Consider the following 16,894-nt stretch of genomic DNA (forward strand, 5'->3'; position numbering starts at 1 on the left):
TGGAGTTCAATTTTTGAGCTCCATTTTTTTGCTTTTCTGTTCGAAGGATTTATTTTTTTATTAAACTTATTATATAAAGTAAAATCCACGCTCCTCCAGCAGCAACAATAATTTGCCAGAGCAAGCTACCGCCACCGATTCCTAGGAGAGCAGCTAACCAACCTCCAAAAAACCCACCCAAAATACCTACAATAATATTACCCAGTAAACCAAATCCAGCGCCTTTCCAAAGTTGTCCCGCCAACCAACCCGATACAGCACCAATCAAAAGAAAATACAAAAAGTCCATAATAATCGTTTTTTAAGGTTAATTAATATAATAAAAATAAACAAAATAACTTCTTAAGTTGTAATAAATCAGCTTTTTACAAATACGATTTGCATGGTGGTTCCTTTTCCTATTTCAGACTGAAGCACTTTTACCGAGCCTTTGTGGTATTCCTCAACAATTCTTCGTGTAAGAGAGAGTCCTAAACCCCAACCTCTTTTTTTGGTAGTATAACCCGTCTCAAAAATGCGTTGAAAATCTTTTTTAGGAATACCACTGCCAGTATCGGTTACATTTATTTTTAGATGTTTATGGTCTTCATTAATTTCTAATGCTAGCTTGCCTCTTCCCTTCATGGCATCTATAGCATTTTTTACCAGATTTTCAATTGTCCAACTATGCAATGTTGGGTTCATAAGGATTAGAATAGAATGTTCTGGAGCACTAAAAGAAAAATCAATTTGATTAGAGAAACGAGAGACTAAATAATCATACGATTTTTTGGTCTCTTCAATGGCATCTTTGAGCTCTAATTTGGGTACAGAACCAATTTTCGAAAATCTATCAGTAATGGTTTGTAGGCGTTCAATATCTTTTTCAATTTCCGAAGTGACCGATTCGTCTATGTTGTCTAGTTTCAGGATTTCTAACCAACCAATTAAGGATGACAAGGGTGTTCCTATTTGGTGAGCCGTTTCTTTGGCCATTCCAGCCCATAACTTATTTTGAGTTGCAATTTTATGATTCAAATAAAAATTATAGATCAAAATACCACAAAGCACAATGATAAAGGACAATGCAACTGGGTAGTATTTGAGTTTATGAATCAACGAAGAATTCCCGTAGTACAGTTTTTGAAATTTTCCTGGAGCATAAATTATGGTAATGGGTTCGTTCTCATTCTTCAAATCGTTCAAAAATTCTTTGGCTCGAACATCATCCTTAATGATTTCATCATCAATATTGACCGAATTGATAATCACATCATTTTCGGTAAGAATCAGCGGTATAGTGGTATTATTATTAAAAATCTGCAAAGGCAAATCGACTTCGGTATTTTCTTTGGCATTAATCAATGTTTTCTGTGCAGTAGCCCAAAGATTCATTTTAATCCGTTCCTCATTCTTAAAAATTTGAAAAAAGGTATAAGTGTTCCAAAGGATAATTGTAATTATCATAAATGAAACAATAATTATAATCCAGCGAATAGGATTACTGTTCTCAGAAAAATTCATATCGATAAGTTTGTGCCATAAATATAACGAAATAATGTGTTTAGGATTGTACAGATGGCAAAAACGTTCTAAGGAGCTCGTTCCTGCTGTACGTTGCAAGCTTTTTCATAAAAAATGGTTTTTCTAAGGACAAAAAGGAGCTTCCGTTGGTCGCTCTTTTTCTCCAAGAAAAACTTTTTTTTATTTCAAAAGGCTTTTCACTTCCATCAGGGCTATGCATCAGTTTTAATACTCATTTTAGAAAATTAAATTTACTATTTTTGTTTAAAAAAAGATGATAAGCATAAATCCCAAAAGTATTGAAATCGCAAAACTACAAGGTTATTTGCAGAGTTCCGTTGGGCCAAGACCAATAGCTTTTGCCAGTACAATAGGTGTAAACGGAATTCCAAATCTATCACCTTTTAGTTTTTTTAACGTGTTTAGCGCCAATCCTCCAATCCTAGTGTTTTCACCCGCAAGACGAATTAGGGACAATACAGTAAAACATACCTTAACAAATGCCGAAGCAACAGGCGAAGTTGTAATCAATGTTGTAAACTATGATATGGTACAGCAAACCTCTTTGGCGAGTACCGAATACAGCGAAGGGGTCAACGAATTTGTAAAAGCGGGTCTAACTCCCGTACCTTCGGTAATCGTAAAACCATTTAGAGTAAAAGAATCCCCCGTTCAGTTTGAGTGCAAAGTAACTCAAATTATACCATTAGGTATCGAAGGGGGAGCAGGAAATTTAATTCTCTGCGAAGTAGTTCAAATTCATATTGCTGAAACGGTTTTAAACGAAGACGGAACAATAGATCAGCACAAAATCGATCTGGTTTCTCGATTAGGTGCCAATTGGTATTCCCGTTCTAATCAGAGCTTATTCGAAGTGCCAAAACCACTCACAACCTTAGGAATTGGTGTAGATGCAATTCCGGATTTTATCAAAAATAGTGCTGTTTTTGATGGAAACGATTTAGGAATGTTAGGTAATATTGAAGCCTTGCCTACAACTGAAGAAGTTAGTATATTTGTAAATCAAAATTTTGCAATAAAGGCAGTTTTAAGCTCCGATGATCTTGAAAAACAGCACTTAGAAGCTAAAAAATATCTTTTAGAGAATGATGTACTTTCGGCGTGGAAAGTACTTTTAGCCAAAAAATAAAATCATAGTAACTATAATAAAACAAAAAGAAGATGGAAGTATTAGGGAAAATTAGAGTTGTTAATCCAGAACAACAAGTAAGTGCGTCATTCAAAAAGAGAGAATTGGTTGTTACTACTGATGAACAATATCCACAACATATTTTAATTGAGTTTACTCAAGACAAATGTGATTTGTTAAGTAATTATAATATTGGCGAAGCAGTAAAAGTTTCTATAAATTTAAGAGGTAGAGAATGGGTTAATCCACAAGGGGAAACAAGATTTTTTAACAGTATTCAAGGTTGGAGAATCGAAAGATTAGCATCAGAAGCACCTGCTCAACAAGCACCGCCAATGCCAGCAGCAGCAACTTTTGCACCAGCTACCAATCTTAATGAAGAAGAAGCAGACGATTTACCATTCTAAGAGATAAATTTTCATCCCGATAGCCATTGGGATTAAATTCCAAATTCCAATTAAAATACAATTGAAATTTGGAATTTTTTATTTATTAGAATTTGATTTTGCTTTCGATTTTTGCTTTTGAAAATGTATTACCTAACTCAAGAATTATTTTTTCCTCCAGTCTCACATGCAAACGATGATGGGGTTTTGGCCATTGGTGGCGACTTGTCTCCGGCGCGATTGCAACTCGCTTACAAAAGTGGGATTTTTCCTTGGTTCAATGAGGGCGAACCCATTATTTGGTGGTCACCCAATCCTAGAATGGTGTTGTTTTTAGACGAGCTGATTATTTCTAAAAGTATGCGGAATATTTTGAACCGTAATATTTTTACCGTGACTTTCAATCAAAATTTCAGAGAGGTTATTTCCAATTGCTGTCAGATAAAGCGTCAAGGCCAGGAGGGAACTTGGATAACTAATGAAATGATTGAAGCCTATTGTAAACTAAATGAATTAGGTTTGGCAAAATCAATCGAAGTTTGGCAAAATGATGAACTGGTTGGTGGATTGTACGGCATAGATTTAGGCCATATTTTTTGTGGTGAGAGTATGTTTTCCAAAGTTTCCAACGCTTCTAAAGTAGCTTTTATCGCCTTGGTAAACCAATTAAAACAGAATAACTACAAACTTTTGGATTGCCAAGTTTATAATGAACATCTTGAAAGTTTGGGTTGTCGGGAGATTGATAGAACTGATTTTATGGCAATTTTGAAAAAAGAATAAATATAAACATAAACATAAACATAAACATATAAGTCATATAAGGACATATAAGTCTTGGTTTTTTTTTATTCAGATTTAAATGAACTTATATGACTTATATGGTTAAATATAGTGTTGCTTGAGTAACTCTTAAAAGGTTAACTTTGTAAAACTCCAATCCAATGTTTTAAATAAAACCAACTCGTTTCTCAAACTTGGTAAACCAATGATGAGTTTCAGAGTTTCATGCGCCATCATGGTTCCAATCATTCCAGGCAAAGTTCCCAATACACCATTCAGACTACAACTCGGAACATCTTTAGGATTGGGTGGTTCGGGAAATAAATCCCTCAAATTTTTACTTCCGTTATGATTAAAAACAGCCAATTGTCCTTCAAATCCTAAAATACTGCCGTAAACCAAGGGTTTTCCTAATGACACACAAGTATCATTGACCAAATAACGAGTCGTAAAATTATCGCAGCCGTCAACAATGATATCAAAATCCTGAATGATTTTGCCAGCATTTTCGATAGTTAGTTTTTCTTCAAATGCCAGAACTTGAATCAATGGATTTAGTTTTTCAAGAGTTGCTTTTGCCGTAATAGCTTTGGATAATCCAATCTGATCTTCAGTGTATAATATTTGACGGTGTAAATTGTGAATTTCTATTTTGTCAAAATCTACAATTCCGATAGAGCCCACTCCAGCCGTTGCAATATATTGTAAAATCGGGCAACCCAAACCACCCGCACCAATAACGAGAACTTTGTTTTTTTTTAGTTTTTCTTGACCTTCGTCACCAATTTCAGGTAAAATAGTTTGGCGGTTGTAACGTAAATATTCTTGGATTACTGACATTTTTTAAGTGGTAAGGATTAAGTGGTAAGGATTAAGTGTAAGTAGTTTCTCTAAAAGTCTATATTTTGATATTCAAAACTTCATACTTACACCTTATTACTTCATAATTAAAAAACTCTTGTCCCAATCTTTCCAAACAGGTTCGTAGCCTTTGTTTTTGATGATTTGGGCGATTTCGGCAACGGAACGTTCATCGCTAATTTCAAATTGTTCCAATGATTGTGGATCGACCACATAGCCACCCGGATTGGTTTTAGAACCTGCACTCATGCTGGTTGTCCCAATTGGGATGATATTGTTGCGGAATTTTTCATTTTCTCTAGTCGAAATCGAAATTTCCAAATCTTCATTCCATAATCGATAAGCGCAAATGAGTTGTGTTAAATCTTTATCATCCATAATAAAATTCGGTTCGATAATACCTTCGGCTGGGCGTAATCTCGGAAATGAAACCGAATACTTGGTTTGCCAGTAAGCCTTTTGCAGATAATCTAAATGGAGGGCATTGAAAAAACTATCGGTACGCCAATCTTCTAAACCTAATAAAACACCTAAACCGATTTTGTGAATTCCTGCTTTACCGATTCGGTCAGGGGTATCTAAACGAAAATCAAAATTGGATTTTTTTCCTTTGGTATGATACTTTTTATACACCTCCTGATGATAGGTTTCTTGGTACACTAAAACCGAATAAATGCCGGTTTCGTGTAAACGTTCGTATTCTTCTTGTGACAAAGGTTGTACTTCTACAGAAATATTCGAAAAATTATTTTTGATTAATTCAATAGCATTCAAAAAGTAATTAATATTTACGGTGTAATTTGCTTCTCCAGTAACCAATAAAACATGGTCAAAACCAAGATTTTTTAAAGCTTCAACTTCTTGTTTTATCTCCCAATCCAATAAGGTTTTTCGCTTGATTTTGTTGTCTAAACTAAAACCACAATAAGTACAAATGTTTTGGCATTCATTGCTTAAATACAAAGGAGCATACATTTGAATGGTTTTTCCAAAGCGTTTTTTAGTGAGTTCGTGACAATTTTGAGCCATTTGCTCTAAATAAGGTTGAGCAGCTGGCGAAATCAAAGCCAAAAAATCATATAGATTGCGTTTGCTTTTAGCCAAGGCCTGTTCGACTTCTCGTCGAGTAGTTTGGTATATTTTCGTTTGGATAGTGTCCCAATTGTATAGCTCAAATGTGTTTTTAAAAGTATTCATTGTGTTTTTCTCTCGCAGATTTCGCTGATCGTGCAGATTAAATTTTATTAACTACTCGGTGAATGTTGTCTAGAATATTTAGACAATTAAAGTTGACTAATAGACCAAGTTTATTATTGGTTAATTTTAAATAGGTATTCAATTGTTTGAAATGAATTGATTTTAATTCTTCCACAGATTTTAGCTCAACTATGACTTTGTTTTCTACATGTAAGTCTAATCGAAAAGAAATATCTAATAAAATATCATCGTATTTCACAGGAATTTCAATTTGTTTGGTAACATATAGCCCATCTTTTTTTAATTGATAATAGAGAGCACTTTCGTAAACGGATTCTAATAAACCTGGTCCTAAAGAATTATATACTTTAAAAATGGCTCCTCTAATTTTGTATGATATTTCGTTTTCAGACATTATTGATATTTTTTTCAGTTAGTTATTAAAACTAATGAATTTTCTTATGTGTAATAAAAAGTAAATAATTTAAAAATCTGCTTAATCTCCAAAATTTGCGAGCCAAAAACTATTCATACAAAAATGCCGTCAACGGACTTGAAGCGACTGCTTGCTGAAATTGCTGTCCCAATTTGGCTTCGTATGCTTTTCGACCTGCAATTACGGCCTCTTTAAACGCTTCGGCCATCAGTTTTGGATTTCCAGCAACGGCGATAGCCGTGTTAACTAAAACTGCATCGGCTCCCATTTCCATTGCTTTGGCTGCATCGGATGGAGCACCAATTCCGGCATCAATGATAACTGGAACTTTGCTTTGCTCGATAATAATTTCTAAAAAATCGATGGTTTTTAGACCTTTATTACTTCCAATAGGTGAACCCAAAGGCATTACTGCCGAAGTTCCAACATCTTCCAAGCGTTTGCATATAACCGGATCGGCATGGATGTAGGGTAGAACGATAAAACCCAATTTGGACAGTTCCTCAGTAGCTTTTAAGGTTTCAATCGGATCCGGCATCAAATATTTTGGATCGGGATGAATTTCTAGTTTCAACCAATTTGTTTCTAAAGCTTCTCTAGCTAATTGTGCAGCAAAAATAGCTTCTTTAGCGTTTCTAGCACCAGAAGTATTGGGCAATAAATTGATTTTTGGATGTTGTAAATGTGCTAAAATCGCATCGGTTTCGGTTTCTAAATCGATGCGTTTAAGTGCCACGGTAACCAATTCACTTTCAGAAGCCAAAATTGCTTCTTCCATTTGCTGGTTGGAACCAAATTTTCCTGTTCCCAAAAACAAACGTGAAGTGAGTGTTTTATCTCCTATGTTAAACAATGATGTTGTCATATAATTTTTCGTTTAGTTCGGTTATAAGATCATGTTTGTTATTGCTTTTGGTTATTATCCCCGAAACAGCTATTCCGTGAATACCTGTTTCCATCAACAGCGGAACATCTTTAGGAATAATTCCGCCAATGGCATAAACCGGAATATTGATTTGTGCCTTTTTTAATTGTGACATTATGAATCGATAGCCTTCAATGCCTAAGATTGGACTTAAATTGCTTTTGGTTTTGGTGAACTGATAAGGGCCTAAACCAATATAATCACAACCGTTTTTTACTTGGGCAACTATATCTTCCAGCGTATTTGCAGTTGCCCCAATGATTTTGGTTTTGCCTAAAATAGCTCTGGCTTCGGCAATATTTGTGTCTGTAAGTCCCAGATGAACTCCATCGGCATTGATATGTTCGGCCAAATGAACGTCGTCATTAACGATGAAATTGGCTAGGTATTCTTCGCATAAAAATTTTACAGCTTCAGCCAAAGCCATTGCTTTTTTGGGTTTTGGGTGTTTGAATCGCATTTGAATCCAATCGCAGCCATTGTCCAAAGCCTGATGAATATTGTACAATTGTTCTTCGACACTTTCTCCCTGAGAGATGTATTGTAATTTGTTATACATAATGATATCCGAGTTTGGTTGAGTTAGATAATAAATAGTTTTCTATATAGTTTTTTGCTTTTTCACAAGCTGATTTTAAGTCGTGTCCTAAAGCAATATTTGCTGTAATGGCAGAGGAAAGAACACAACCTGAACCGTGTTTTTCCTGACAGTCATTTGTTGTTGGTAATAGTTTCTGGAGATTATTTTTAATAAAGAGATAATCAACTCCAATTTCTTGTGTATTATGTCCGCCTTTTAAGTAAACATTACAATGTTCTGAAAGCTGACTTGATGTAGTACCAACATCAAACCCTTTTGATAATTGCAAAATCTCATTGAAATTAGGAGTGATTAAATCTATTTTTTTTAAAATCAGAATTAAATTTTCTTGGTTTTGAATGTTTAAAAAATCAAAATCTGTACTCGATTTTAAAACCGTATCCCAAACAATTTTAGTACTTGGCGATAACTTTTTGATAGTGAAAACAATTTCTTTCAAATATTCTAATGAAGGAACAATTCCAATTTTAACAGCTTTAATTTCATACGCTCTAAAAAATATTCTTATCGATTTTAAAACAAAGTCCAAACTTGTCCATTGCATTTCAAAAAAATCATTTTCAGTTTGAATGGAATTTCCAGTATTAATGGCAAAACCATATACTTTATGTTGCTCAAATGTTTTTACATCAGCCAAAACTCCAGCGCCGCCAGAAGGATCAAAACCCGCAATTGTTAATACGAAAGGACGATTTCTTGACATTTTTTAAAATTTTCTATTGGATGTTTACTATTCCAAATAGTTCCCAAAAGAGCGACATCGTCAAAGCCTGAATTGAGAACTTGAGTGATATTTCCTGATTCTATTCCGCTTAAGGCAAAGAGTTTGGAGTCGAAATTGGTTCTGTTTTTTATTGTTTCAAGCAAATTGGTTTCTGATTGATAATTTTCTTTTGAAATACTTGGAAAAACGGGACTTAGAAAAGCATAATCAAAAACATTTGACAAGGAATTAAATTCTTCAATCGAGTGTGTTGAGGTCGATAGAAACATAATAGTTTTTAATAAACTGTCAGGTTTGGTTTCTTTTCTTTTGGTTTCAGAAAAATGAATATGAGTAATACCAAATACAGCTGCTAAGTGATGATGATCATGTAAAACCAATTTTTGCCAATACTCTTTTTTTATTTGATGAATAAATAAAGCTGTTTTAACTTCGGATAATTCTGGTTTTCTAATGTGCAACAACTCCAATCCGTTTTTGAACAGAATATTGATGATGTTTATTTCATTTGCTATCGCGGTTGGATTGGTGATTACGATCATTTTTTTTAGTATTAAGATTTTAGAATTAAGTATTAAGAAAAGTAGAAATCTGATTTTTACGGCTTAATACTTAATACTTTCATCTTGATTCTCTTTATACATAAATCTCTTTCCCTTGTTCTATAAACTCTTCTGATTTCTCCTGCATTCCTTTTTTAGCTTCTTCCACATCACGGATTTCCTGAGATATTTTCATTGAGCAGAATTTAGGGCCACACATCGAGCAGAAATGTGCTACTTTGGCACCATCGGCAGGAAGTGTTTCATCGTGGAATTCTCTCGCTGTATCTGGATCAAGTGCCAAATTGAATTGATCTTCCCAACGGAATTCAAAACGGGCTTTACTCAAAGCATTGTCACGGTATTGTGCACCTGGATGCCCTTTGGCTAAGTCGGCGGCGTGTGCTGATATTTTATAGGTGATAACCCCGTCTTTTACATCTTTTTTGTTGGGTAAACCAAGGTGTTCTTTTGGGGTTACATAACACAACATCGCACAACCGTACCAGCCAATCATGGCTGCACCAATGGCTGAAGTAATATGGTCGTAACCTGGTGCGATATCAGTCGTTAATGGACCAAGAGTATAAAAAGGCGCTTCAGAACAATGTTCCAATTGTTTGTCCATATTTTCTTTAATCATGTGCATTGGCACGTGACCAGGGCCTTCGATGAATACTTGTACGTCATGTTTCCAAGCGATTTTAGTTAATTCGCCCAAAGTTTCCAATTCGGCGAATTGAGCAGCATCATTAGCATCGGCAATAGAACCCGGACGTAAACCATCTCCCAATGAGAAAGCTACATCGTACTGTTTCATGATTTCGCAGATCTCTTCGAAATGGGTGTAAAGGAAGTTTTCTTTGTGGTGAAACAAACACCATTTCGCCATAATCGAACCGCCTCGGGAAACTATTCCAGTGACACGGTTGGCAGTCAAATGAATGTAACGCAATAATACTCCAGCGTGAATGGTAAAATACGAAACGCCTTGTTCTGCCTGTTCGATTAAAGTATCTCGGAAGATTTCCCAAGTTAGGTTTTCGGCAATTCCGCCTACTTTTTCCAAAGCTTGATAAATGGGTACGGTTCCGATTGGCACAGGTGAATTACGGATAATCCATTCTCTAGTTTCGTGGATGTTTTTACCTGTTGACAGATCCATAATCGTGTCAGCACCCCAACGACAAGCCCAAACGGCTTTTTCTACTTCTTCTTCGATAGAGGATGTTACGGCACTGTTTCCAATATTGGCATTAATTTTCACCAAGAAATTACGTCCTACAATCATCGGTTCGCTTTCTGGATGGTTGATGTTATTTGGAATAATGGCACGGCCTGCAGCTACTTCGGAACGAACAAATTCTGGAGTAATTTTTGATTTTGGAGTATTGGCTCCAAAGCTATGTCCGGCGTGTTGGCATTGCATCGCTTTTTGAGCTGTTTCCAGTTGTTCGATACGCTGGTTTTCACGAATGGCGATGTATTCCATTTCCGGAGTGATAATCCCTTTTTTGGCATAATGTAATTGGGAAACATTTGCGCCTTTTTTGGCACGCATCGGTTTGTGTAAATATTCAAATCGAAGATGATTTAATTTTTCATCGGCTAAGCGTTCTTTACCATAATCCGAAGTGATTTCGGTTAATTCTTCTACATCGTTTCGGTCTAAAATCCATTGTTCACGAAGTCGTGGCAATCCTTTGCGGACATCAATTTCGATATTTGGATCGGTGTAAGGTCCGGAAGTATCGTAAACAGTTACGGGTGGATTTTTTTCGACACCGCCTTTGGCTAGTTTAGTGTCGGATAATTGAATTTCGCGCATGGCGACTTTTATCGGGTGGATTTTCCCATCGATATATACCTTTGTTGAATTTGGGAAAGGTTGTCTGGATATTTTTTCTTCGGTTTTCATGTTTTTTTAAATTGATAGATTTAAGAATTTAAAAATTGAAAGATTGAAGAGATGATAACTGATAATATTTTAATCATTAAATCTTTTCAATCTTTAAATTAAAATGTTATCCGCCTTGCGTGGCAGAAATGATTAAAATGTCATCAGTTTCGAGTAGGAGATGGCTGTTCCAATTAGATTTTGGAATAACAGTATTGTTAATGGCTAAGGCTATTCCGTTTTGTTTTTCGGGGATTTCCAAATCCAAAAGTGCTTGGACAGTTAGACTGTCAGCATCGAATTGTTTTGTTTGATTGTTGATTTTTAGCTCCATTCCTTATTGGGTTTAGTATATAATTATACTTTAGGAATGGCTACAAGTGTACGCAACGGTACATGGAAGTCATCTTACTTTTTCCTACGCTAGTATGAACTAGATCAGGTTCGAGGGTAAAATCTCAGCCTGCGATTGCAGACACCCCTAAAGTGTGAAGCAAATGTAGGGAAAAAGTTGGAAGTTAGATATTGGCGGTAGAAGTTTAACAAAATTAGCACTGAATACTAAGTTTCTGAACACTATAAACTATTTGCGAGTCCAGCAATCTTCTACATGATCGTTGATCATTCCAGTGGCTTGCATGTGGGCATAAACTACTGTAGATCCGACGAATTTGAAACCGCGTTTTTTTAAATCTTTACTGATGGCATCCGAGAGCGGAGTGGTGGCAGGAACGTCTTTTAGAGTTTTTGGGTTGTTGTCAATTGGTTTTCCATCGATGAATTTCCAAATGTAGTTTGAAAAGCTGCCGAACTCTTCTTGTATTTTTATAAAGGCTTGTGCATTGGTAATGGCCGAATTGACTTTGAGTTTGTTGCGGATGATACCTGGGTTTTGCAGAAGCTTTTCGATTTTACTTTCAGGATAATAAGCTATTTTTTTATAGTCGAAATTATCAAAAGCAGCTCTGAAGTTTTCCCTTTTATTGAGTATGGTTATCCAACTTAAACCGGCTTGAAAGGTTTCTAGAATTAGGAACTCGAACAAAGTTGCGTCGTCGTAAATAGGTTTTCCCCATTCTTCGTCGTGGTATTTTTTGTATAAGTCACTGGATAAACACCAGTCGCATCTTTTAATTTCCATAGTTTTTTTGTTTTAAAGATGTAAAACGACCTCAAAATTGAATGTTTTAGGGTTCTGTTTTAATGGTCTTTTCCTATTTGCCAATGATACCCTTTTACAGTAGGAATATAAGCCGACCTTCCAATTAGGATTAAATCGGTGTACATTTTGTTTTCATATTTGATGCCTATTGCACCGCCACTCATGTACATTTTGTTGTTGTCAAAACGCATTTTTATTTTACCATCATTAAATTTTGCGTCTGAAACTTTCTCGACCAGCCAAGTAGATTTCCATTTTACATCAAGCTCGTTTTCGGCAGTTTTGGTGACACTTTTTACAAGTTTCATGGCTTCTTTTGGAATTTTGAATTTTGTTTCCAAATCTTCCTGTGTCATGGGTTCTCCAATTTTACAGTTTTCCAATATTTTTTTGAGATACACAAATGATGAAGCCGTAATTTTTTTAGCTTTAGTTTTAGTAGTTAGAGTTTTGTCAGCTGTTTTGAGAGTTGTAGGTTGTTGTTCTGGAGCTACTCCTTGTTTTTTCTTGATTTTTTGTTTTGTCAGGACAGATTCTTTAACTGATTTTATACTGTCTGTGTGGGTTTGAAAAGAAGAATTGTCTTGTAGCTGCGTACCATTTTTTGTAATAACTTTTTTTCTAGGAACTTCTTTTTTTTGAGAATCACGAATGGTTTTCTCATCTTCATTTTTGCCACAACTAACTAGGGTTGTTATGACTAGAGAAGTGAATATCAATTTAATAGTATTCATGTTTTTTGTGAAGTATTAGAATTGGTATTCAAAAATAAACTTTTTTTTGAATTTAATATTAATTGCTATTTCTTTTGTTTGTGTTTACAAAAAAAAGGGACTATCTCGAAAAAAAGATAGTCCCTTTTAGGTTTTGGTTAGTTATTTTTTTTGGTTTGTTATATTCGATAAAAACTAAATATGTTTAATCTAGAATTCGAATTAATAAATTTGTTTAACACCTCTTGCGCTATCAAATACATAGCTCACTAGCCAAGCGATTTGACCTTGTTTTGCAAAATATATTTTTTTGCTTTGAACGTTTGGCAATACTTCTAATGAAGTTTCCAAAAGGTTAAATGCAGCGATTAAGTATTTTTGTTGGTACGTTTTTAATACTTTTTGCATCTCTACATTTGATTCAGCATTAGTCACAAATCTTTGAAAGTTGTTTTCAGCAATTGTTCTAATAGCTAAAATGTCGTCATATTTTACTTGAGTAAAATTTTCTTCTGCTCTAACACCAGTTAACAATGTGTAAAATGCCCAGGCAGCTCCACCAGAAATATACACATTTGTTTTGTCTTGAGATTCAGATCTACTAGTGTACATTTTTTTGAAACTTTCTCTTATTGTAGGTAAATAATCGAATAAGTTTTCGTTGAATTCAAAAACTGTTTTTTGCTTACACTTTTTGTTGATGATTTCTGTCAAAGTTACTGTTCCTAAATCACAAGAAATAGGGAAGAAAACAGATGCGTCGTTAATATCTTTTGCATATCCTCCTTTTGTGTTACCTCCACCTATATCAATAATTACAGAGTTTAAGTAGTTTTTAGGAGGGATACATCCTCTTAATAATAATTTTGCTTCTAATGAAGAAGAAATGATTTCGATTTTTTTGTTGGTTAATTCTTTAATTTTTGCAACTAATTCAGCAGTATTGTTTGCAAGACCAACCCCTGATGAAGCAACAATAAAAATGTTTTTATCTTCAATTTTGTAATCGGTAAGCATTTTTTTGTAATTGCTATAAACAACAGCACCTGCTTTTTCGATGTCTTCTTGTAATAACAAGCCTTCCATTCCAATTCCAGTAGCAATACCAACGTTTTCAGTCCAAAATTCTTTTACATCGTAAGTGTTTCTTCGTAGGTTTTCTACATCAAGTACAGTCATTTTGATACCTTTACTTCCAATTTCTATTCCTCCATAAAGTTGTGCATGGGAAGAAAAGGAAAGAATAAGGCAAACTATTAAATAGTAAATTTTCTCTTTCATATTTTAAAATTTTGGGGTTTCTAAGAATTGCAAATCTATATTAAAAATTGAATAATTCCCTCATTTTGAATTTTTTTTTAAAAAATTTTTTTTTGAGAAATATTTCTAAATGTTTAGAAATTGTTTATGATTTTAACTGTTTACTTGTTGGTTGATTCAAAAAAAAAATTATTTTTGCCTGTACGAATAATTTTTTTGCCCCAAAAACAATTGATTATGATAAAAAAATACTTAAGTAATTTTAAAGATTTTCCGAAAGAGATTTGGATTCTGACTTTAATAACATTTATCAATAGAGCTGGAACCATGGTGATTCCTTTTCTATCAAAATATATGAAAGAAGATCTAATGTTTACCTACAGCCAAATTGGTTGGGTAATGGTTTTCTTTGGAGTTGGTTCTATTATTGGAACTTGGTTGAGTGGTAAGCTCTCGGATATGATTGGCTTTTATAAGGTGATGGTATTTAGTTTGTTTGCTAGTGGGATAGTGTTTATTTTGTTACAATATGCTACAACCTTTGAGCAATTATGTGTAGGGATACTTGTTTTGACGAGTATAGCTGATATGTTCAGGCCTGCAATGCTAGTGTGTTTGAAAACTTTTACTAAAAAAGAAGACAGAGCACGTGCTTATTCTTTAACTCGAGCAGCTATTAATTTAGGGTTTCTTTTTGGTCCTGTTCTGGGAGGTCTGATCATTATGCAAATGGGATACGAGTATATCTTTTATATCGATGGTGCGACTTGTATTCTGTCTATAATTGTTTTTATGTTCTTTGTAAAAGAGATAAAAGTACCTAAAAAAGAAGGCAATGTAGTAAAATCAGCTCAAAAAGTATCTGTAATAAAAGACAGGCCATTTATGCTTCATTTAGTTATCTGTTTGATTACAGGTATTCTTTTCTTCCAAATTTTCACAACTTTACCTTTGTATCATAAAGAGCGATTCAATATGACAGAGTTTGATAGTGGTTTGCTTTTGAGCTTGAATGGTTTGTTGATTTTGCTTTTTGAGTTGCCAATTGTGAATTATGTGAGCAGGAATAAGATTAATAATCATAAAGTTATTTCTTTTGGATTGTTGCTTATGGCGACAAGTTTCTTATTGTTGCTGCTTCCTTTTGAAGCTGTTTTAGTGCCAATGATGTTTGTTATGACTTGTGGGGTTATGTTGACTTTCCCATTCGCAAATTCGTTTGCAATGGATAGGTCACATATGCAAGAAGGAAAATATATGGCGGCTTTTACAATGAGTTATAGTTTTGCACATATCTTAAGTGCTAAGACAGGTATGGAAATCATTCACTATTCAAATTATGAGACCAACTGGTTATTTATGATGAGTCTTGGGGTGGTAGGAACATTGTTGGTTTTTAGACTGTATAAAATGGTAGAAAAAGAAGGGGTTAAAAATGCTGCAATGGCAACGGTTGAAGTAAAAGAAGGGAAGTAAATCTTTAGTATAATTAAAATAAAAGCAGTGCTAAACATGTGTTTAGTGCTGTTTTTTTTTTATGATCTAATTTTGTTTTTGAAAGTGTGTTTCAGGATTTTTTTAGGTCTCTTATGTTTAAAATCAATGCATAAAAAAAACCCATTTCTATAGGAAATGGGTTTTGTGATTATTAAAGATTCTAAATGAACTTTTAATTTGTGTTATCCTAAAGAAACTCTTTTGAAAGCTGTGATTTCAACATTGAATCCTTTAATGTAATCACCAACTTTTTTACTGTCATCTTTGATGAAGTTTTGGTCTAATAAAGCTTTCTCTTGGTCTAAAGTTGTGTTGTCAGAGATAAAACGTTGAATTTTTCCTGGGATAATTTTGTCCCAAATTTGTTCTGGTTTACCTTCGGCTTTTAATTCAGCTTTAGCATCTTCTTCAGCTTGTTTTAAAACTTCTTCCGTTAATTGAGCGTAAGAAATATATTTAGGAACATTTTTTAAAGTTTTTCCTAAACGTTTTGCTTCTTCGTTTTCTTTTTCAATGATTGCAATACGAGCATCAAGTTCTGAGGCAATGAAAGCAGGATCAAAATCTTTGTAAGACAATGTATCAGCACCCATTGAAGCAACTTGCATAGAGATGTCTTTAGTTAAAACGTCAGCGTTAGGTATAGAGGCAGAAATTGCAGTCAAAGCAGCAATTTTGTTAACGTGAACATATGATCCAACATAAGCACCTTCGATGATTTCAAAACCGCCAATTTCGATTTTTTCACCGATTACACCAGTTTGTTCAATTAGTTTCTCAGCAACAGTGATTCCGTTGAAATCTGAAGCTAAAAATTCCTCTTTAGAAGAGAAGTTGATTGCTCTTTCAACTAAATCTTTAGCTAAAGTTACGAAAGCTTCATTTTTACCTACGAAATCTGTTTCGCAGTTTAAAGTGATGATGGCTCCTTTAGTTTTGTCGGCATTAATAAATGAAACAGCAGCTCCTTCACTAGACTCACGGTCAGAACGGTTAGCAGCTACTTTCTGTCCTTTTTTTCTAAGGTTTTCGATAGCTTTGTCGAAATCTCCTTCAGCTTCAACTAAAGCTTTTTTACAGTCCATCATTCCGGCACCTGTAGATTGTCTTAATTTATTTACGTCTGCAGCAGTAATTGTTGCCATAATATTTTTATTTTAAAGATTGAAAATTCTTTTAAAAGAAATTACGAACTACAAATTACGAATTACGTAAAACTCACATAATTCTAAATTCATAATTCGTAATTGTTTTGAT

General features: G+C 34.3%; 19 protein-coding genes and 1 riboswitch. Of the genes, 4 read left to right on the forward strand and 15 right to left on the reverse strand.

Translation table 11 applies throughout. The features are described from left to right. Positions 1-49 precede the first annotated feature (49 nt). Both ABEB18_RS03135 and ABEB18_RS03140 read right to left on the reverse strand, forming a co-directional pair. The gene (locus ABEB18_RS03135; RefSeq protein ID WP_348797579.1) at positions 50-289 is read right to left on the reverse strand and encodes a GlsB/YeaQ/YmgE family stress response membrane protein; all 240 of its coding nucleotides are present in this window, start codon (positions 287-289) and stop codon (positions 50-52) included. Between the two features lie 68 nt (positions 290-357). Further along, on the reverse strand, positions 358-1,503 hold the full coding sequence (locus ABEB18_RS03140) for a sensor histidine kinase (RefSeq protein WP_348797580.1): 1,146 nt from the start codon (positions 1,501-1,503) through the stop codon (positions 358-360). 274 nt (positions 1,504-1,777) lie between these two features. On the opposite strand from ABEB18_RS03140, the gene ABEB18_RS03145 reads away from it, so the two are divergent. The 3 genes from ABEB18_RS03145 (at position 1,778) to aat (ending at position 3,822) form a co-directional block, all read left to right on the forward strand. Next, positions 1,778-2,653, forward strand: a complete 876-nt coding sequence (locus tag ABEB18_RS03145) for a flavin reductase family protein (RefSeq protein ID WP_348797581.1) — start codon at positions 1,778-1,780, stop codon at positions 2,651-2,653. Positions 2,654-2,685: 32 nt separating this feature from the next. Then, on the forward strand, positions 2,686-3,060 hold the full coding sequence (locus ABEB18_RS03150; RefSeq protein ID WP_348797582.1) for a DUF3127 domain-containing protein: 375 nt from the start codon (positions 2,686-2,688) through the stop codon (positions 3,058-3,060). Positions 3,061-3,183: 123 nt separating this feature from the next. After that, complete coding sequence (gene aat, locus ABEB18_RS03155; RefSeq protein WP_348797584.1) at positions 3,184-3,822, forward strand: leucyl/phenylalanyl-tRNA--protein transferase; 639 nt, start codon at positions 3,184-3,186, stop codon at positions 3,820-3,822. A gap of 129 nt (positions 3,823-3,951) precedes the next feature. Here the strand turns inward: aat and ABEB18_RS03160 are convergent, their stop codons facing one another. From ABEB18_RS03160 to ABEB18_RS03215, 12 genes are all read right to left on the reverse strand, one after another. Continuing rightward, positions 3,952-4,662, reverse strand: a complete 711-nt coding sequence (locus ABEB18_RS03160) for a HesA/MoeB/ThiF family protein (protein WP_348797586.1) — start codon at positions 4,660-4,662, stop codon at positions 3,952-3,954. A gap of 96 nt (positions 4,663-4,758) precedes the next feature. Beyond that, complete coding sequence (gene thiH / locus ABEB18_RS03165; RefSeq protein ID WP_348797587.1) at positions 4,759-5,880, reverse strand: 2-iminoacetate synthase ThiH; 1,122 nt, start codon at positions 5,878-5,880, stop codon at positions 4,759-4,761. Between the two features lie 37 nt (positions 5,881-5,917). Further along, positions 5,918-6,295 (reverse strand): GxxExxY protein, encoded by a 378-nt coding sequence (locus ABEB18_RS03170; protein WP_348797588.1) that lies wholly within the window; start codon positions 6,293-6,295, stop codon positions 5,918-5,920. 109 nt (positions 6,296-6,404) lie between these two features. Continuing rightward, entirely contained in the window at positions 6,405-7,181 is a 777-nt protein-coding gene (locus ABEB18_RS03175; RefSeq protein WP_348797590.1) for a thiazole synthase, read from the reverse strand. Then, entirely contained in the window at positions 7,162-7,800 is a 639-nt protein-coding gene (locus ABEB18_RS03180; RefSeq protein ID WP_348797591.1) for a thiamine phosphate synthase, read from the reverse strand. Before ABEB18_RS03180 ends, ABEB18_RS03175 begins: the two co-directional genes overlap by 20 nt. After that, on the reverse strand, positions 7,793-8,545 hold the full coding sequence (locus tag ABEB18_RS03185) for a hydroxymethylpyrimidine/phosphomethylpyrimidine kinase (protein ID WP_348797593.1): 753 nt from the start codon (positions 8,543-8,545) through the stop codon (positions 7,793-7,795). The genes ABEB18_RS03180 and ABEB18_RS03185 overlap by 8 nt, the downstream gene beginning before the upstream one ends. Next, positions 8,518-9,108, reverse strand: coding sequence for a thiamine phosphate synthase (locus tag ABEB18_RS03190; protein ID WP_348797595.1), 591 nt, complete (start codon positions 9,106-9,108; stop codon positions 8,518-8,520). The genes ABEB18_RS03185 and ABEB18_RS03190 overlap by 28 nt, the downstream gene beginning before the upstream one ends. A gap of 94 nt (positions 9,109-9,202) precedes the next feature. Next, on the reverse strand, positions 9,203-11,026 hold the full coding sequence (gene thiC, locus ABEB18_RS03195) for a phosphomethylpyrimidine synthase ThiC (protein WP_348797596.1): 1,824 nt from the start codon (positions 11,024-11,026) through the stop codon (positions 9,203-9,205). A 106-nt stretch (positions 11,027-11,132) separates the two neighbouring features. Then, positions 11,133-11,339: a sulfur carrier protein ThiS gene (gene thiS, locus ABEB18_RS03200; protein WP_348797597.1), complete on the reverse strand. Its 207-nt coding sequence runs from the start codon at positions 11,337-11,339 to the stop codon at positions 11,133-11,135. A 64-nt stretch (positions 11,340-11,403) separates the two neighbouring features. Further along, positions 11,404-11,498: riboswitch (TPP riboswitch) on the reverse strand. Between the two features lie 90 nt (positions 11,499-11,588). Then, entirely contained in the window at positions 11,589-12,146 is a 558-nt protein-coding gene (locus ABEB18_RS03205) for a DNA-3-methyladenine glycosylase I (RefSeq protein WP_348797598.1), read from the reverse strand. Positions 12,147-12,205: 59 nt separating this feature from the next. Further along, a complete protein-coding gene (locus ABEB18_RS03210) occupies positions 12,206-12,901 on the reverse strand; it encodes a hypothetical protein (RefSeq protein WP_348797599.1) in 696 nt (231 codons plus the stop codon). A 201-nt stretch (positions 12,902-13,102) separates the two neighbouring features. Continuing rightward, a complete protein-coding gene (locus ABEB18_RS03215) occupies positions 13,103-14,161 on the reverse strand; it encodes a Ppx/GppA phosphatase family protein (protein ID WP_348797600.1) in 1,059 nt (352 codons plus the stop codon). A 216-nt stretch (positions 14,162-14,377) separates the two neighbouring features. On the opposite strand from ABEB18_RS03215, the gene ABEB18_RS03220 reads away from it, so the two are divergent. Next, positions 14,378-15,616 carry an MFS transporter gene (locus tag ABEB18_RS03220; protein ID WP_348797601.1) on the forward strand — a complete coding sequence of 413 codons (1,239 nt, stop codon included), beginning with the start codon at positions 14,378-14,380 and terminating at the stop codon, positions 15,614-15,616. A 203-nt stretch (positions 15,617-15,819) separates the two neighbouring features. On the opposite strand, the gene tsf is transcribed toward ABEB18_RS03220, so the two are convergent. Then, positions 15,820-16,782 carry a translation elongation factor Ts gene (gene tsf, locus ABEB18_RS03225; protein ID WP_348797602.1) on the reverse strand — a complete coding sequence of 321 codons (963 nt, stop codon included), beginning with the start codon at positions 16,780-16,782 and terminating at the stop codon, positions 15,820-15,822. Positions 16,783-16,894: the final 112 nt, after the last annotated feature.

The sequence above is a fragment of the Flavobacterium adhaerens genome, assembly GCF_040045115.1.
GTDB lineage: Bacteria > Bacteroidota > Bacteroidia > Flavobacteriales > Flavobacteriaceae > Flavobacterium > Flavobacterium adhaerens.

Bases quoted from the DNA above. Each gene is read 5' to 3' on its own strand.
- ABEB18_RS03135 (WP_348797579.1), bottom strand. From the start codon at position 289: ATGGACTTTTTGTATTTTCTTTTGATTGGTGCTGTATCGGGTTGGTTG.
- ABEB18_RS03140 (WP_348797580.1), bottom strand. From the start codon at position 1,503: ATGAATTTTTCTGAGAACAGTAATCCTATTCGCTGGATTATAATTATT.
- ABEB18_RS03145 (WP_348797581.1), top strand. From the start codon at position 1,778: ATGATAAGCATAAATCCCAAAAGTATTGAAATCGCAAAACTACAAGGT.
- ABEB18_RS03150 (WP_348797582.1), top strand. From the start codon at position 2,686: ATGGAAGTATTAGGGAAAATTAGAGTTGTTAATCCAGAACAACAAGTA.
- aat (WP_348797584.1), top strand. From the start codon at position 3,184: ATGTATTACCTAACTCAAGAATTATTTTTTCCTCCAGTCTCACATGCA.
- ABEB18_RS03160 (WP_348797586.1), bottom strand. From the start codon at position 4,662: ATGTCAGTAATCCAAGAATATTTACGTTACAACCGCCAAACTATTTTA.
- thiH (WP_348797587.1), bottom strand. From the start codon at position 5,880: ATGAATACTTTTAAAAACACATTTGAGCTATACAATTGGGACACTATC.
- ABEB18_RS03170 (WP_348797588.1), bottom strand. From the start codon at position 6,295: ATGTCTGAAAACGAAATATCATACAAAATTAGAGGAGCCATTTTTAAA.
- ABEB18_RS03175 (WP_348797590.1), bottom strand. From the start codon at position 7,181: ATGACAACATCATTGTTTAACATAGGAGATAAAACACTCACTTCACGT.
- ABEB18_RS03180 (WP_348797591.1), bottom strand. From the start codon at position 7,800: ATGTATAACAAATTACAATACATCTCTCAGGGAGAAAGTGTCGAAGAA.
- ABEB18_RS03185 (WP_348797593.1), bottom strand. From the start codon at position 8,545: ATGTCAAGAAATCGTCCTTTCGTATTAACAATTGCGGGTTTTGATCCT.
- ABEB18_RS03190 (WP_348797595.1), bottom strand. From the start codon at position 9,108: ATGATCGTAATCACCAATCCAACCGCGATAGCAAATGAAATAAACATC.
- thiC (WP_348797596.1), bottom strand. From the start codon at position 11,026: ATGAAAACCGAAGAAAAAATATCCAGACAACCTTTCCCAAATTCAACA.
- thiS (WP_348797597.1), bottom strand. From the start codon at position 11,339: ATGGAGCTAAAAATCAACAATCAAACAAAACAATTCGATGCTGACAGT.
- ABEB18_RS03205 (WP_348797598.1), bottom strand. From the start codon at position 12,146: ATGGAAATTAAAAGATGCGACTGGTGTTTATCCAGTGACTTATACAAA.
- ABEB18_RS03210 (WP_348797599.1), bottom strand. From the start codon at position 12,901: ATGAATACTATTAAATTGATATTCACTTCTCTAGTCATAACAACCCTA.
- ABEB18_RS03215 (WP_348797600.1), bottom strand. From the start codon at position 14,161: ATGAAAGAGAAAATTTACTATTTAATAGTTTGCCTTATTCTTTCCTTT.
- ABEB18_RS03220 (WP_348797601.1), top strand. From the start codon at position 14,378: ATGATAAAAAAATACTTAAGTAATTTTAAAGATTTTCCGAAAGAGATT.
- tsf (WP_348797602.1), bottom strand. From the start codon at position 16,782: ATGGCAACAATTACTGCTGCAGACGTAAATAAATTAAGACAATCTACA.